This is a genomic window from Acinetobacter sp. AS23 (assembly GCF_023612055.1).
Lineage (GTDB): Bacteria > Pseudomonadota > Gammaproteobacteria > Pseudomonadales > Moraxellaceae > Acinetobacter > Acinetobacter oleivorans.
In genome coordinates this window covers 488,923-502,905 of record NZ_CP082274.1, presented here as the reverse complement: position 1 = coordinate 502,905, position 13,983 = coordinate 488,923, and the positions used below count along the sequence as shown (strand labels likewise).

The 13,983-nt window shown below is 38.4% G+C and carries 13 protein-coding genes and 1 pseudogene; 6 read left to right on the top strand and 8 right to left on the bottom strand.

The annotated features are described in order from the left end of the window. Positions 1-103: 103 nt before the first annotated feature. The 3 genes and pseudogenes from K6I41_RS02460 to K6I41_RS02450 form a co-directional block, all read right to left on the bottom strand. Positions 104-1,181: pseudogene (locus tag K6I41_RS02460) on the bottom strand (DUF6670 family protein). 17 nt (positions 1,182-1,198) lie between these two features. Further along, positions 1,199-2,032 carry a CDP-diacylglycerol--serine O-phosphatidyltransferase gene (pssA, locus tag K6I41_RS02455; protein WP_004789558.1) on the bottom strand — a complete coding sequence of 278 codons (834 nt, stop codon included), beginning with the start codon at positions 2,030-2,032 and terminating at the stop codon, positions 1,199-1,201. A gap of 41 nt (positions 2,033-2,073) precedes the next feature. Then, complete coding sequence (locus K6I41_RS02450) at positions 2,074-2,931, bottom strand: 23S rRNA (adenine(2030)-N(6))-methyltransferase RlmJ (RefSeq protein WP_151827248.1); 858 nt, start codon at positions 2,929-2,931, stop codon at positions 2,074-2,076. A 117-nt stretch (positions 2,932-3,048) separates the two neighbouring features. On the opposite strand from K6I41_RS02450, the gene K6I41_RS02445 reads away from it, so the two are divergent. After that, complete coding sequence (locus K6I41_RS02445) at positions 3,049-3,654, top strand: 2OG-Fe(II) oxygenase (protein WP_004789561.1); 606 nt, start codon at positions 3,049-3,051, stop codon at positions 3,652-3,654. Positions 3,655-3,721: 67 nt separating this feature from the next. Then, positions 3,722-4,249: a hypothetical protein gene (locus tag K6I41_RS02440; RefSeq protein ID WP_002119538.1), complete on the top strand. Its 528-nt coding sequence runs from the start codon at positions 3,722-3,724 to the stop codon at positions 4,247-4,249. 63 nt (positions 4,250-4,312) lie between these two features. Here K6I41_RS02440 and K6I41_RS02435 read toward each other — a convergent pair whose 3' ends face one another. The 4 genes from K6I41_RS02435 to K6I41_RS02420 all read right to left on the bottom strand — a co-directional run bounded on the left by K6I41_RS02435 (position 4,313) and on the right by K6I41_RS02420 (position 8,595). Further along, positions 4,313-4,558, bottom strand: coding sequence for a DUF2789 family protein (locus tag K6I41_RS02435; protein ID WP_002119522.1), 246 nt, complete (start codon positions 4,556-4,558; stop codon positions 4,313-4,315). Between the two features lie 176 nt (positions 4,559-4,734). After that, positions 4,735-5,721 carry a malate dehydrogenase gene (locus K6I41_RS02430; protein WP_003653591.1) on the bottom strand — a complete coding sequence of 329 codons (987 nt, stop codon included), beginning with the start codon at positions 5,719-5,721 and terminating at the stop codon, positions 4,735-4,737. Positions 5,722-5,932: 211 nt separating this feature from the next. Then, positions 5,933-6,595 (bottom strand): ribonuclease T2 family protein, encoded by a 663-nt coding sequence (locus tag K6I41_RS02425; protein WP_004789563.1) that lies wholly within the window; start codon positions 6,593-6,595, stop codon positions 5,933-5,935. Positions 6,596-6,651: 56 nt separating this feature from the next. After that, positions 6,652-8,595, bottom strand: coding sequence for a lytic transglycosylase domain-containing protein (locus tag K6I41_RS02420; protein ID WP_107882056.1), 1,944 nt, complete (start codon positions 8,593-8,595; stop codon positions 6,652-6,654). A gap of 287 nt (positions 8,596-8,882) precedes the next feature. On the opposite strand from K6I41_RS02420, the gene miaB reads away from it, so the two are divergent. The 3 genes from miaB to ybeY are packed head-to-tail and all read left to right on the top strand — an operon-like array spanning position 8,883 to position 11,952. Next, a complete protein-coding gene (miaB, locus tag K6I41_RS02415; protein ID WP_005301343.1) occupies positions 8,883-10,334 on the top strand; it encodes a tRNA (N6-isopentenyl adenosine(37)-C2)-methylthiotransferase MiaB in 1,452 nt (483 codons plus the stop codon). Between the two features lie 37 nt (positions 10,335-10,371). Next, the gene (locus K6I41_RS02410) at positions 10,372-11,460 is read left to right on the top strand and encodes a PhoH family protein (protein ID WP_004789570.1); all 1,089 of its coding nucleotides are present in this window, start codon (positions 10,372-10,374) and stop codon (positions 11,458-11,460) included. Between the two features lie 9 nt (positions 11,461-11,469). Beyond that, positions 11,470-11,952, top strand: coding sequence for an rRNA maturation RNase YbeY (gene ybeY, locus K6I41_RS02405; RefSeq protein ID WP_004789571.1), 483 nt, complete (start codon positions 11,470-11,472; stop codon positions 11,950-11,952). Positions 11,953-12,053: 101 nt separating this feature from the next. On the opposite strand, the gene K6I41_RS02400 is transcribed toward ybeY, so the two are convergent. Further along, the gene (locus K6I41_RS02400) at positions 12,054-12,938 is read right to left on the bottom strand and encodes an energy transducer TonB (protein WP_250375135.1); all 885 of its coding nucleotides are present in this window, start codon (positions 12,936-12,938) and stop codon (positions 12,054-12,056) included. Positions 12,939-13,170: 232 nt separating this feature from the next. Between K6I41_RS02400 and K6I41_RS02395 the strand changes: the two genes are divergently transcribed. Next, positions 13,171-13,842: a hypothetical protein gene (locus tag K6I41_RS02395; RefSeq protein ID WP_250375134.1), complete on the top strand. Its 672-nt coding sequence runs from the start codon at positions 13,171-13,173 to the stop codon at positions 13,840-13,842. Positions 13,843-13,983 lie beyond the last annotated feature (141 nt).

The window sequence follows — 13,983 nt, the reverse complement described above, 5'->3', positions numbered from 1 at the left end:
TCTGCATCACCGCCGATGGATGTGCATTATAGACCATTAACATCCCTTTGCAATACCTTTTTTGATATTTGTGAAATGACAGTTCTCTTTTTAACCAAAAATGCTAAAAATAATCATTTTTTATATAAACATGGCTGTAAAAGCATCAATTTATCTAAAATTTTCTCGTCTTGATTCTTTTCCTGCCACCTAAGTGGGCGACAATCAATATATTCACAATATCCACCCTCACCTTGCAGACATTGTTCATTCCAACTTAATTGGTATTGAAAGCTTCCTACATATCCAGCAGCTAATCCAAACTTGTAGTCACCACGGCTTTGTGCATAGAGTTCAAAAATAATTTTTCCATTTTTTTTACACTGCCAAGAAAATTCTCTGGGTAAATACATCTCTTTACCGTTCGGTGTTCTAACTTTTGGATAAACGCGATGGATATGTAAATTTACATCTTCAGTAAAGCTCTCAACAGGCTTCCCAAATTCTTGAATATCTAATCTTGAACATAAGATGATATTCCACTGATTTCTTATTTGTGAAAATGCAAGCTGAGTCGTTTCATTTAAATTGATAATTTGGCATGTGTAGAAACATAAAGATAAGAATGGTAAATGTAGGGCTCTTGCGTGTTTAAATCGTCCCAACCCTTCAACTTGATACTTTTGCCCTTTATAAAAAACTTCACCTTCACATAAACATAGTGTTGACCAATAGTCAGAAACACCCCACTGCAATGCAGAATTATTGGAGATATTTTCTGAAATATGAATAATAAGATTACAACCCATTTCTAGGTCTAATCTCTGAAGATGGATCTTTGGGATTTTCCACTCAATCAAGTCTGTTTTATCAAACTTGTATTGTTCTGAGTCAAACTGGCACTGCCGCCGAATAGAATAAGTTTTTAAATGTCCCACACTATGTTGGCTATTACTTACAAGCACAGTTGCAGTATCAATTGCCGAAGTCGTAATGGTGTGAGCGTTATAGCAAAGAGGAATTCGTGGCTGCCCAACTAGACTAATGTAATTAAAGTAACGCAGTGGAGCAGGAAGATTTGGAAGAATTAAGCCTTGATAAACTATTTTAAAAAAGCCGCGAGAAGGCTGATATACAACCCCCTCTTTAGCATTCAGGCCCAGCTGCTGTAATTGATTAATTTGACTTATCAACTTAGGCATACTGAACCTCTTCTATTTTATGTTTTTATTGTTTCGTTACTCTTACGTGCAAATAGTGTCGTAACAAAACCAGAAAGAGCATAGAGAATTGAAACAGTCAAAATGCCCATTGGAATATTATAAGTGATTGCTGCAAAAATCAGTACTACTGGCAACATAACTACAAAGGGAACGCGTTTACGGTCCATTTGTTTGAAAGAGTAATACTTAATATTGGAAATCATGAGCAACCCCACAACAACCATAATTACAGCATTAATGGATTTAATCGCTATATCACGTAAATCAAAAATAAAAGGATAATCGCGAGCAACCCACACAAGGGAAATAATGATAATGGCAGCGAGTGGACTTGCAATCCCAATAAAATAGCGCTTATCAACAACACCAATTTGTACATTGAAACGTGCTAAACGGAAAGCTGCACATGCTGTATAAACAAAACAACATGCTAACCCGATACGGCCTAAATCATGCAAACTCCAGCTATACATCAGCATTGCCGGAGCCACACCAAAAGCTAATAAATCAGAAAGAGAATCATATTGCTCGCCAAAAGCACTTTGTGCACCAATCGCGCGAGCAACTCGGCCATCTAGACCATCTAGAAGCGCTGCTATAAAAATGGCATAAATAGCTTGGGTAAAATCCCCATTCATACTTGCAATGATGGAATAGAAACCAGACAACAAAGCGGCTGTCGTAATTAAGTTAGGCCAAAGATAAATACCTCGGCGCTTCACTTTTTGTCCTTCCGGATTATCCTCTTCTTCAACCACTTCGAATGTAATCCCATCAAATGAATGTTCATTATGAGTTAAATCTTGCTCTGGTTTAGGCGCATTTGTCATTATTTTCTATTCCAAACATGTGCATTGATTTAAGTTAACTGTTACTCACCTACTAACCAGCGAACAGCAGCGTGACCACCAGTTTCTTGCATGCGTAGATGCGGGAATAACCACTGTAGAGCCTGGTCAGCTTGTTCAGAGAACTGCCAAGGTGGGTTAATCACTAATAGACCACAACCATTTAAACCTACAGGTGTGTCATCTGGCCATACACAAATTTCGCAGACCAACTGACGGCGAATTCCTGTTTTAAACATTTTCTTTTCAAAACGTTCAATCATCGCTCGGTCTTTAATTGGATACCAAACTGCAAAAACGCCTGTTGGCCATTTCTTATAAGCTTGTTGTAACAGTTCAACTAATTGCGGAAAATCTTTACGTTCTAATTCGTAAGGTGGGTCAATCATGACCAAACCACGTTTTTCTTTTGGCGGAATTACGCCGAGCAACCCTTCATAGGCATCACGCTCATGTAAACCTGCACGTTTATCATAAATGTTGTGTCGCAATTGTTGAAAGACATCACGTTGCATTTCAAAAATTGTTGCTTTATCAATTTCACGCATGCCTTGTAAAGCAAACCATGGTGAACCTGGATAACTACCTTTGCCTTCTTCAGAACGTAGCTGTTCTACCAACTTCAAATATTGTTGGATTGCTTCAGGTGCCTGACGCTTTTCCATTTCAGATATTTGAACTAGACGGTGAATGCCTGTAAGAAACTCTCCAGACTTTTGTGCAGGCGCCAGAGATAAATCATATTTTCCTGCACCTCCATGCGTATCGATATAACGATAAGGTTTATCTTTAGCATTTAAACGGTTGAGAAGCTGTAGCAAAAGCACATGCTTCATAACATCTGCAAAGTTGCCCGCATGGAAATGGTGACGGTAATTCATGTTGACTTTAATTCCTCAATTCAACAAATAGTTTAACATGAAAAAAATATTCTTTCGTAAGGTTGTGATCATCTAAAATAGAGCGGCTTGATATTTTTACGATCTACTCGAGGTTATATGCTCTCTCACCCGCTTCCGGACTCATGGGATCTGGATCAAATTCTAGATGATTTAAATACGCATGGCTTTGCGATTATTAATCAAGCCTATTCGGATCAATATCGCGCTCAAGTCGCTAACGAGTGTAGCCATCATATTGATGAATTTAGAGAAGCTGGTATTCAAAACGGCGTGATGAGTAATATCCGTAGCGATCATATTCTCTGGATTAATGATCAACTTCCTATTGCTCAGCAACATATTGAAACCTTAACTTCTTTTTCACAAAATCTAAATCAAGCATTCTATTTAGGAATTAAAGAAGTGGAAGCTCATTTCGCCCGTTATGGTTTGGGTGAGTTTTATGCTTTACACCGAGACAATCCTCAGCAAAAAAATGATCGCATTATCTCAACCGTTTATTATTTACATCCAGAATGGCAAGAAGATTGGGGTGGTCAATTACGACTGCAAGATAAAAATGAGAAGTGGCATATCGTTAATCCAGAGCCAAATCGACTTGTAATATTTCAAAGCAATTTATTACATGAAGTATTAACTTCAAAACAACAAAGACTCTCTATCACAGCCTGGCTTCGTAGCGGAAATTCGATTTGGGTTTAATGGTTACTCTTTAAATTTGGTAAATGAACCCGATATAAAAGCTATTGATTAAAGAAGGTAATGGCGTATGTCTATTGAAAGCAAAACAATTGTGAACCGAATTGGTGAAACAGACCAACTTTATTTGACTGAAAATACGCCTGAACTTGCTTTGGAGCGTGCCGAGTTACGCATGCAACTTGTCGTATTAAGTCGTGTTCGCCAAGAACAACTTCATTTTCTACAAGAAGCGATTGTTTTGCTTGAACAAGCTCGTATGGAATATGAAGAAATGCCTTTGAGCTTATATCTTAATTTGTCTCTACACTTGGCCAAAGCGTATATGCTTTATTTTGAACTTAATAAAGAAAAACGTTTTGCGTTGATTACTCAACAAATTTTGAAGCCATTAGCACATCATGAACATGCTGATATTTATTTCTTCTTGGCTTATGCGTCAGCCGCTCGACAAGAGTCGGCATTGACACGCCATTGGTTAACTAAATATTTATCAACGTCTACATGTGATCTTGAATTGCTTCATGGCCAACCTGTATTTGACCTTGTACGTCATGAGCCATGGTATAAGGATAAATTAAAAGTAAAGACACATTAAACAGATAATGTAATTAGGCCTGTTTTATATATTGAATATAAAACAGGCCTTTGTTTTATTCGTTTATTTTTTCACACTATCTTCATGTAGTTGTTCATTAAGTTCGTCAATTACCACAATCCATTCATCATCTTTTTCCCAATGGCTCTTTAAAAAATCACTTTGACCTTTTGACCAAAAAGAGGCTTCATGTAATTTCTGTTCAGCAGGCAATTGATGTGTTTTGATAAAGTTTTCGATGCTTGCTTCATCTGAATCTAAACCCAGCTGATCAAATAAAAGCTCTAAAGTAGGTTGCTGTTCAAACATTGTTATTCTCCTATAACTTGTTTTAAATCATCTATTAACTAATCTAACAATAAAACCTTTTTATATGCATGATAATGTTTATATTTTCTTGTTGTTTTTTGTGTTTTGTTTCAAATGATTAAATATAAAAAAGCACTCTAAAAAGAGTGCTTTTTTTAACTTATCAAAAAGATAAATTATTTCAACATGTCAGCAATTGCTGCACGTTCTTCTTCAAGCTCATTTAGAGTGAAGTTGATACGTTCACGGCTGAATTCATCAATTTCTAAACCTTGAACGATTTTGTATTCACCATTCTCAGTTGTTACAGGGAAACCAAACATAACGCCTTCTGGAATACCATAAGAACCGTCAGATGGAATACCCATAGTTACCCATTTGCCGTTTGTGCCAAGTGCCCAATCGCGCATATGGTCAATTGCAGCGTTAGCAGCAGAAGCAGCAGAAGACAAACCACGTGCTTCGATAATCGCAGCACCACGTTTACCAACAGTTGGAAGGAACACATCTTTGTTCCATGCCGCATCGTTGATTTTGTCTTTTAAGCTTTCGCCATTTGCAGTTGCAAAACGGTAGTCAGCATACATTGTTGGAGAGTGGTTACCCCAAACTGTTAAGTGTTCGATATCAGCAACTGCAACACCAGCTTTTTGAGCAACTTGAGTCAACGCACGGTTGTGGTCAAGACGCAACATAGCAGTAAAGTTTTTCGCTGGAAGATCTGGAGCAGAGTTCATAGCGATGTAAGCGTTAGTGTTTGCAGGGTTACCTACAACTAATACTTTAACGTCACGACTAGCAACTTCGTTTAATGCTTGACCTTGACCGATGAAAATTTCACCGTTAACTTTTAACAAGTCAGCACGTTCCATACCAGGACCACGTGGACGAGAACCTACCAATAAAGCGTAGTCAGCATCTTTAAATGCAACTTTCGGATCATCAGTCCCGATCATACCAGCCAATAAAGGGAAAGCACAGTCATCAAGTTCCATCATTACGCCTTTAAGCGCTTGTTGAGCTTTTTCAACTGGAACTTCAAGCAATTGTAAAATAACAGGTTGATCTTTACCTAACATTTCACCGCTTGCGATACGGAATAATAAGCTGTAACCAATTTGACCTGCAGCGCCAGTCACGGCAACACGAACGGGTTGCTTCATGTAATTGTCTCCAATGAGTGTCCTTAATCGGGCTAAATAGGAATTCCATCTAACCAAATCATCATAAACGGCAAAGATTGTACTCTAAAGATGTGGCAGATGCATGTAAAAGCGACTCATTTTCACCAAAAGTCTGATAGAAAATACAAATTAATCTTTACAAATAGATTCAATGTATGGTCAGCATTTTTTTAAGAAATGATAGTTACCTTTAGTAACTACCTTTAATCGTGATTTCACCAGGGCAATTCGATACAACATGATTTGCACATTGTTTATATTGGCCTTTTACCGTGTAGCACACCTTCACTTCCGTTAAAACAACATCTGAACGTGATAACTGACAAGTCAAACGAATACCATTTTGAGGCAAGCTCGGATTAAGACGAGTAAATTGCTGTTTCAAGGCCGACTGTTGAATTTCAACATTTGTCGAGCTGGTAAGGCTAGCTGGAATTTTTAAACGTTCAGCAAAGTTAATGACTGTCCGGAAATATTGACTTGCATTCATAGGAACGCATCCCCCTACACTTTTCCAAAGCTGTACACGCGCATTGTTGTCAGGCATGACCCGAGCTACCACTTTGGCTTGCAATGGGGAAAGAGCTGCCGAACTTTCTGTTGAACAATCAGTCTGATTTGTTTCTGGCATAAGGCCCGTAATTGTCAGTGAATATCCTTCAAGACATTTACGTTGTTTTTGTTTAGAGGGATCTAACGCACATGCGGCAGGTGTCATTTGTACGTGCATAACATATCCCTGTAAATTAACAGGTTCGGCATGCAAAACGGAACTCATCAATCCTACCCCTGCACAGATAAGCCACCATGCAAGTTGCAAAATTGAACGAAGTTCCAAATATCTATATTTCATTTAATTAAAACTTGAATATGCCAATTAAAAGAAGATCCATCATCAACCACCTAAACTTAAGGCGATGTACGCATTGGAATGACTTTCATACGTTGTGATAATGATTGAGCCCCTTGCCCTAATATCACACCATAATGTGTTGCATTCGTCATAACATGCTTGACATAGTCTCTGGTTTCTAACAATGGAATTGTCTCTGTATATTGATCAGCCGAAATTGATTGAAAGTCCGGTTGCCAACGTCTTGCCCGATTAGGTCCAGCATTATAACCTGCCGTTGCCAAAACTGGATTATTGCTTAATTGTCCCTGAATCATCGACAAATAAAATGTACCATATCGAATATTGGTATTCATTTCATTTAATGCCGCTGGATTATAGGTTTCGCCCATTTGACGTGCAATCAACTTTGCCGTATCGGGCATAATTTGCATAAGTCCACCCGCTCCAACGTGAGAGCGTGCAGAGGTAACAAATCGGCTTTCTTGTCGCATTAAACCATAAGCCCACGCTGGATCAATTCCTGCATTGTAACTATGACTTACGACATTAGTCTTATGGGGGGTCACATAGCGATACGTATCATTATGTTTATTTGTTGTACGATCTGCTGCGTAAATCGCACGGTCATACCATCCCATATCATGAGCACGCTTTGCAGCAGCTAACAACACACCATCATCATGTTGAAGATAAGCTTGTCGAACGGCCCAGTTCCATTCTCGATTGGTATAAGTTGGATTTGCATTAATACGTCTTAAAGTAAAAGCACGATTAAAGTGAACATTCTGATCTAAACGTCTTAAATCACTTGCTGTTGGCTGGTCATCATAAGGTTGGTGATTATAACGTTCACCCAAACGATCTTTAGCTAACAGGTTGTGATAGTCATCGCCACTTTCAGCTAATTTCTTATAAATACGTTGCGCAGTATTTTTTGAATTACTGTCATTGCGCTGTTCTGTTGCACGAGCAAGCCAATATTGCCAGCGATCTTCTTGTTTTTGTGTCACGCTCATAGCATCAATAGCACGAATTAAACTTTCCCACGCACCAAATCGAATTGCCTGACGCGCATAAATTTCAGCCTCTTCAGGGCTTAGAGGGTAACCGTAACTTGCATCAAAATATTGAAGAACTTCACGATTGAAATTATTTTTCATGACCGTGGTGCCACCAATATAAGCGACCGTTCTATATAAATACTTTTGTATATTCTCTGGTGTACCTTGAGCGACACGTTGTACGTTCGAAAAAGCATTAGGTAAGTCATTATTAGCCAAACGACCTAATGCAAAAATCAAATAAGCATAGTCCGTATCATTTGTTTTAGGCGCACTCCACAAATAATTGAGTGGGTTAGCCTGAATTTGATTAAGCTGAGCCAAAGACAGATTCATACCTAAAGTCTGCGCCGTAGCAAGGGCCTGCCCTGTTAAACCAGAACGTAACTGCACCCAAAGGCGCTGTTGCTTATCTTGCTGACTCATTAATGGGCTAGATAACATCAAGCGTCCTAGACCCACACAAGATTCAGGTTGCGATTCGGTGGCTAACCATACATCTTTATATTCAGCAAAAACTAATGCATCACCGGTTTTGGCTCTCACCTGTGCCAATGCACAGTTTTCGGCTTGATCTGGATTGGTGACATAAGATAGTAAAGGTTGTGCAGATGCGAAGTCAGCTTGTTTAACTTTTTCTTCAACATAATCGGCTGCTAATTTCTCAGCCATTGCTGATTGAGGATAACGTTGAGCAAAACTTACAATCGAAGCTGAAGGTTGAAAGCCAAGATTGGTATTGAGTTTCCAATATTCTGGATAGTACCCCAATACATCATTTTGCATAGCAAGCTGATATTGGTCTAATAAAGCGGTATTGCCACTATTTGCAGCATTTAACGCATCATTGAACTGCTCTTCGGCAGCATAGGTAAATGAACAACCAAGTAAACACATAGCTCCTAACCAGCTACGATGCATATATTTATTTTTCATTACACGACTATGGATTGATGAGCTCTTTCTACTTGGTCTCATAAATGTGTTAAACCCTGACTATTCACCTTCAAAGCATAGTTTAATTAGTCTTCGTGCTTTCTTTTGTTGTGTTATGTAACTCTATGATTCAACATCATTAAAATTCACATAATTTACTTAAAAAAAACGGTGTCACGTTCTAAAGGTTTACTGTTATCGGTTCGGTCCAAATACTGCTATAATGAATGGTTTGACCCATTTTGGGCAAATTTATTCTTTTTTAGATCGATCTGTTAGGAGCCTGCATGACGGTTCAAACCTTCATTCCCAATGGTGCCAAAGCTGCCTCAGAAAACACTGTTACCCAGCCAACGCACACCACTGATGTTTCAATAAAAAAACTTTATATTGAAACTCAAGGGTGTCAGATGAATGAGTATGACAGTCACCGTATGGCAGACCTTTTAGGGGACTCTCACGGTTACATTTTAACGAGTAACCCTAATGAAGCAGACATCCTGCTCATGAATACGTGTTCTATCCGTGAAAAAGCACAGGAAAAAGTATTTAGTGAATTAGGGCGCTGGCGCAAACTAAAAGACAAAAATCCAGATCTTGTGATTGGTGTCGGTGGATGTGTTGCCTCTCAAGAAGGCGACAATATTCAAAAACGTGCGCCTTATGTAGACATGATTTTTGGCCCTCAAACATTACACCGTTTACCACAAATGCTTGATCAACATAATGCTCAAGTAGAAAAACCTAAAAAAGACAAAATCAAACTCGTTGATATTTCTTTCCCAGATATTGAAAAGTTCGACTTTTTACCAGAACCACGCGTAGAAGGCTTTAAAGCATTTGTTTCTATTATGGAAGGCTGTTCTAAATACTGTTCTTTCTGTGTAGTTCCATATACACGCGGTGAAGAAGTTTCTCGACCTTTAGACGATGTACTTGCAGAAATTGCAGGCCTTGCTGAAAAAGGTGTCCGTGAAATTTCGCTTCTTGGTCAAAATGTAAATGGTTATCGTGGTGAAACCTTCGAAGGTGGCATCTGTACTTTCCCTGAATTGTTACGACTCGTTGCAGAAATTCCGGGTATTGGACGCTTACGTTATACAACATCGCACCCACTTGAGTTCTCTGATGAGCTAATTCAGTGTTATGAAGATTTACCTCAAATGGTGTCACATTTACACTTACCTGTTCAAAGTGGTTCGAATGACGTTTTACAGGCAATGAAGCGAAATCACACGATTGATGTTTATATCGATAAAATTGCAAAGCTACGTAAAATTCGTCCAGACATGCATTTATCAAGTGATTTTATTATTGGCTTCCCTGGTGAAACTGATGAAAATTTTGCAGAAACATTGCAATTTATCAAAGATTTAGATTTCGATCACTCGTATAGTTTTGTTTATTCGAAACGCCCAGGTACACCTGCATCGGACTTGCCAGACACCACACCTGAGCAAGTTAAAAAAGAGCGTTTAGCTCAAGTTCAGAAAGTCATTAAGCAGTCTAGTATTGAAAAAACAGATGCCATGTTAGGTAAAATTGAACGTGTACTTATTGAAAAAGTATCTGATCAAGACCCTAATATTTTAATTGGTACTGCTGACAATACACGTCTAGTCACTTTCGTTGGTGATGCAACTTGGGTTGGCCGTTTTGCAGAGATCGAGATTACTGAAATTAAAACTTTAAATTTTGTTTACGGTGAGCTCTTGAATCTTGAACCTGACGTGGCGTAATGTAGAGGTATTCTAAAGTCTACTGAAAGGTTTTCTCTTGACTGCAGCGATTCGACGTACCGTAACATTTCCTGAAATTTCAATGGAACGTTTAAAGAGCATTCTAGGTGCCTATAATGGGCACCTGAAGCAAATTGAACAGCGTTTAGATGTCAAAATTACTCATCGTGGAGATGTTTTTCACATAGATGGTGAAATAGATGCTGTTGGGAGAGCCGAAGCATTATTGCAACGACTCTACGAAGAGTCTGAGGTATCCCAGCAAATCAGTGCTGATCTATTACACCTCCTCATTCAATCGTCACAAACTGAGCGCAATTTCGAGTTGGTTGGTGACGAAATGGATGAACACGATGCGCCGCTTGATGTCTATTTCCAGACCCGAAAAGGCCGCATTAATCCACGTGGTGCCAATCAAAAACGTTATGTACAACGTATTTTACAAAGCGATATTTCTTTTGGTGTAGGCCCTGCTGGTACAGGTAAAACCTATTTAGCAGTTGCTGCCGCCGTAGACATGCTAGAACGTAACGAAATCCAGCGGATTTTACTTGTACGTCCTGCTGTAGAAGCTGGAGAAAAGCTGGGTTTCTTACCTGGTGATTTAACTCAGAAAATTGACCCCTATTTACGTCCTCTTTACGACGCACTTTACGAAATGCTTGGCTTTGAAAAAGTTGCTAAGTTAATCGAGCGTCAAGTCATTGAGGTTGCGCCTCTTGCATATATGCGTGGGCGCACACTTAACCATTCATTTGTCATTTTGGATGAAGCTCAAAACACAACACCAGAACAAATGAAAATGTTCTTGACTCGTTTAGGTTTTGGCTCTCGTGCAGTGATTACAGGTGACATTACCCAAGTAGATTTACCTCGAGGCCAACAATCTGGTTTGGCACACGCACTTCGCGTACTCGAAAATATTACAGAAATTCATATTACCCGTTTCCATTCCCGTGACGTTGTACGTCACCAACTGGTTCAAAAAATCGTTGAAGCGTATGAAGGATGGGATGGTGAACAACAGCGTCTTAATGCTGAAGCACGTGCTGAACGCAAAGCACGTCAAGAGGCATTAGTTGCTGAAAACGATACAGCAGCAGACTTGCAACATCAAGATGCTTAAGGATTTATTTTGAAAATCAGTTTAAGTTTACAACAAGACTTTCAATCACCTGAGTTAGAGCTCAAACGAGCTCAACTCAAAAAAATTATTGAGACAACTTTACGCCACGTTGGCTATAAAGAAGATTGCGAAATTGGCGTTGCTTGTGTCGATTTAGCAGAAAGCCAACAACTTAATCTGCAATATAGAGAGAAAGATAAACCAACTAATGTTTTATCTTTTCCGAGTGATATTCCTGAAGAAGTTTTACCAATGCTTGATGCCTTACCTTTAGGTGATTTAGTTATTTGTATTCCAGTGGTATTACAAGAAGCATTAGAACAGAAAAAAACTGCCCAAAATCATTTTGCACATCTATTAGTACATGGTGTTTTACATTTGCTTGGTTATGACCATGAAACCAGTGATGAAGATGCAGAGGAAATGGAAGGGATTGAAGTCGAAATTCTAGCAAAGCTGAATATCGAAAATCCTTACCAAGAACAGATCTAATCATTCTTAATTAGATAAAAAACCTAGTCTATATTCAAATGGCCTTTTGTCTAATTAATTATAATCAATGTGGATAAGCTAAGACTTATCCACATTTTTTATTAATGTACTTCAAATTCTGCTTGAGCCGGATCGAAACGCCACGTACGTACAATACGTAATTCAGAAATATCTTTCATATTGGCATCGAAATGCCCAAATGGTGCGCCGCGACGTACTGAAGACTTAGCTGCTTCATCTAGTATTGAATGCCCTGAGCTTTCAAGTAATCGAATTGCACGAATTCCGCCTTGAGCATTCAAAATCACCATTAAACGGACTTCACCTCTTAGTTGTTGTTGTTTGGCTTCTTCTGGATAATAGCGATTACCATACAACTCTACTTTTTCACGGAACTTATCTAAATAAGCAGCCGAAGCATCTTTCTTCGCTTGAATTCCATCTACTGTTTTGATTTTTTGTTGCCGACTGAAATCTTGTCTACGTTGTAAATATTGTGCTTCAAGACTCGCCACCATCGCAGCTTTTGCCTGAAATTGACTTTGTAATTGTTCTAGTTCTTTTTTCCTTTGACTCGCATCAGCTTGTTTTTGCCAACTCAAAACAGTCATTAAGACTTTTTCTTCAAATTTAAGCTCTCTTTGTTGCTGAACCTTTTGCAAACTTTCTAACTCTGCATTTCCAGTTGAAGCATCATTAGGCATCAGATTTGGAGTATCACTAGAGGTCCGATGGGCTTCACGAAATGTGCCCGAACCCTGCTGGTCCGCTTGTGCTAAAAAATCTGCCTGCTGAACTGGCTCATTGCTTGATCGAATTGAAATTGCAATTTCTTTAGTAGATTGCTCTGATGGGCTAGGCATGGCAAAGTGGATGAGCAACACAAAAACATGCAGTAAGATTGCTAATATTGTTGCAGCAATAAAGACTCGGTCTTGCCACCAATGGTAAAAAGGCTCTATGGATAGACTTCTTTTGTTCAACATAATCTTAAAAGCATATAAATGCCTTATCCCCACGGTTTAATACCGAATAAAATATAAACTGATATTCAAATCTGGATAAAAGTGTGATTCACTTCAAATATAGAGTTTTATCCATTTTCATTTTGTCAAAATGTATCAATTAAATTTGTTACACTGCAATATCAAAACTCGTTTTTTATCATAATAAAGATTGTGTTGGTTCTTAAGTAAATTATCTTCTGGAAGTTCTTTTATGCAAACGCTATTTTCCTCATTAGTCAGACGCCTTAAAAAGGTCTACCAAAAAGCAGAAGCATTCATTGAAGAAGAAAGAGATTTTACGTTATCACAAACCTTTCTGAATGCCACTTTACAACGTTATGTCACCAATAATGTTGAATTTCTAGATGACCTCCACGCGGATCTTTATCATGACTGGTTAAGGTTATATGCAACCATGCATGTAAAAGGCCTAGAGACGACACTATCTGTTGATTTAAAGCTGATTCAGATGGAATTTAATCAAGAACAACAGCTTTTAGTTTTTGAACAAATTAGTAATACACAAATTATTGAAGCGAAATATAAAAACTTTTGGCAGATGATTGCCGTAAAAGCCGCGGTTTTTTACTACCATAAAATTTTGAAAAAAGATCCTTTAGGAATGATTCTGGAACGTTTTAATGTAGCAGAAGAACGTGATGAACTCATATTCCTTGATCTCAATCGCTGGTTTGGTAAAAAAGCCAGTATTATCGAGACATTAAGTAAGGTGCATGTAAATTACGCACGAGTTCGTGAGGCTGAGTTAGTCGTATTTGGAAATGTGAATTTAGCTGCGTTACTTTACCGTGATCAGGACGATGATTTTGAAGATGAATTAGAAGATTCTGAAATCACACCAATCCAGCAAAAAGATGTATAGCGATGTTATGAATAAAAATGAATTAACTGCCAAAAAACACAAATAGATTACACATTTAGCATAAATCCTGATTTTTTCTCCATGATCAACAGGCATAATATGTTTAAGTTATAGATGCATCAGCACTGACTTTCAGTCTGT

Excerpts from the sequence above, each read along its gene's own strand:
- pssA (WP_004789558.1), bottom strand. The coding sequence starts at position 2,032 with ATGACAAATGCGCCTAAACCAGAGCAAGATTTAACTCATAATGAACAT.
- K6I41_RS02450 (WP_151827248.1), bottom strand. The coding sequence starts at position 2,931 with ATGAATTACCGTCACCATTTCCATGCGGGCAACTTTGCAGATGTTATG.
- K6I41_RS02445 (WP_004789561.1), top strand. The coding sequence starts at position 3,049 with ATGCTCTCTCACCCGCTTCCGGACTCATGGGATCTGGATCAAATTCTA.
- K6I41_RS02440 (WP_002119538.1), top strand. The coding sequence starts at position 3,722 with ATGTCTATTGAAAGCAAAACAATTGTGAACCGAATTGGTGAAACAGAC.
- K6I41_RS02435 (WP_002119522.1), bottom strand. The coding sequence starts at position 4,558 with ATGTTTGAACAGCAACCTACTTTAGAGCTTTTATTTGATCAGCTGGGT.
- K6I41_RS02430 (WP_003653591.1), bottom strand. The coding sequence starts at position 5,721 with ATGAAGCAACCCGTTCGTGTTGCCGTGACTGGCGCTGCAGGTCAAATT.
- K6I41_RS02425 (WP_004789563.1), bottom strand. The coding sequence starts at position 6,595 with ATGAAATATAGATATTTGGAACTTCGTTCAATTTTGCAACTTGCATGG.
- K6I41_RS02420 (WP_107882056.1), bottom strand. The coding sequence starts at position 8,595 with ATGAAAAATAAATATATGCATCGTAGCTGGTTAGGAGCTATGTGTTTA.
- miaB (WP_005301343.1), top strand. The coding sequence starts at position 8,883 with ATGACGGTTCAAACCTTCATTCCCAATGGTGCCAAAGCTGCCTCAGAA.
- K6I41_RS02400 (WP_250375135.1), bottom strand. The coding sequence starts at position 12,938 with ATGTTGAACAAAAGAAGTCTATCCATAGAGCCTTTTTACCATTGGTGG.
- K6I41_RS02395 (WP_250375134.1), top strand. The coding sequence starts at position 13,171 with ATGCAAACGCTATTTTCCTCATTAGTCAGACGCCTTAAAAAGGTCTAC.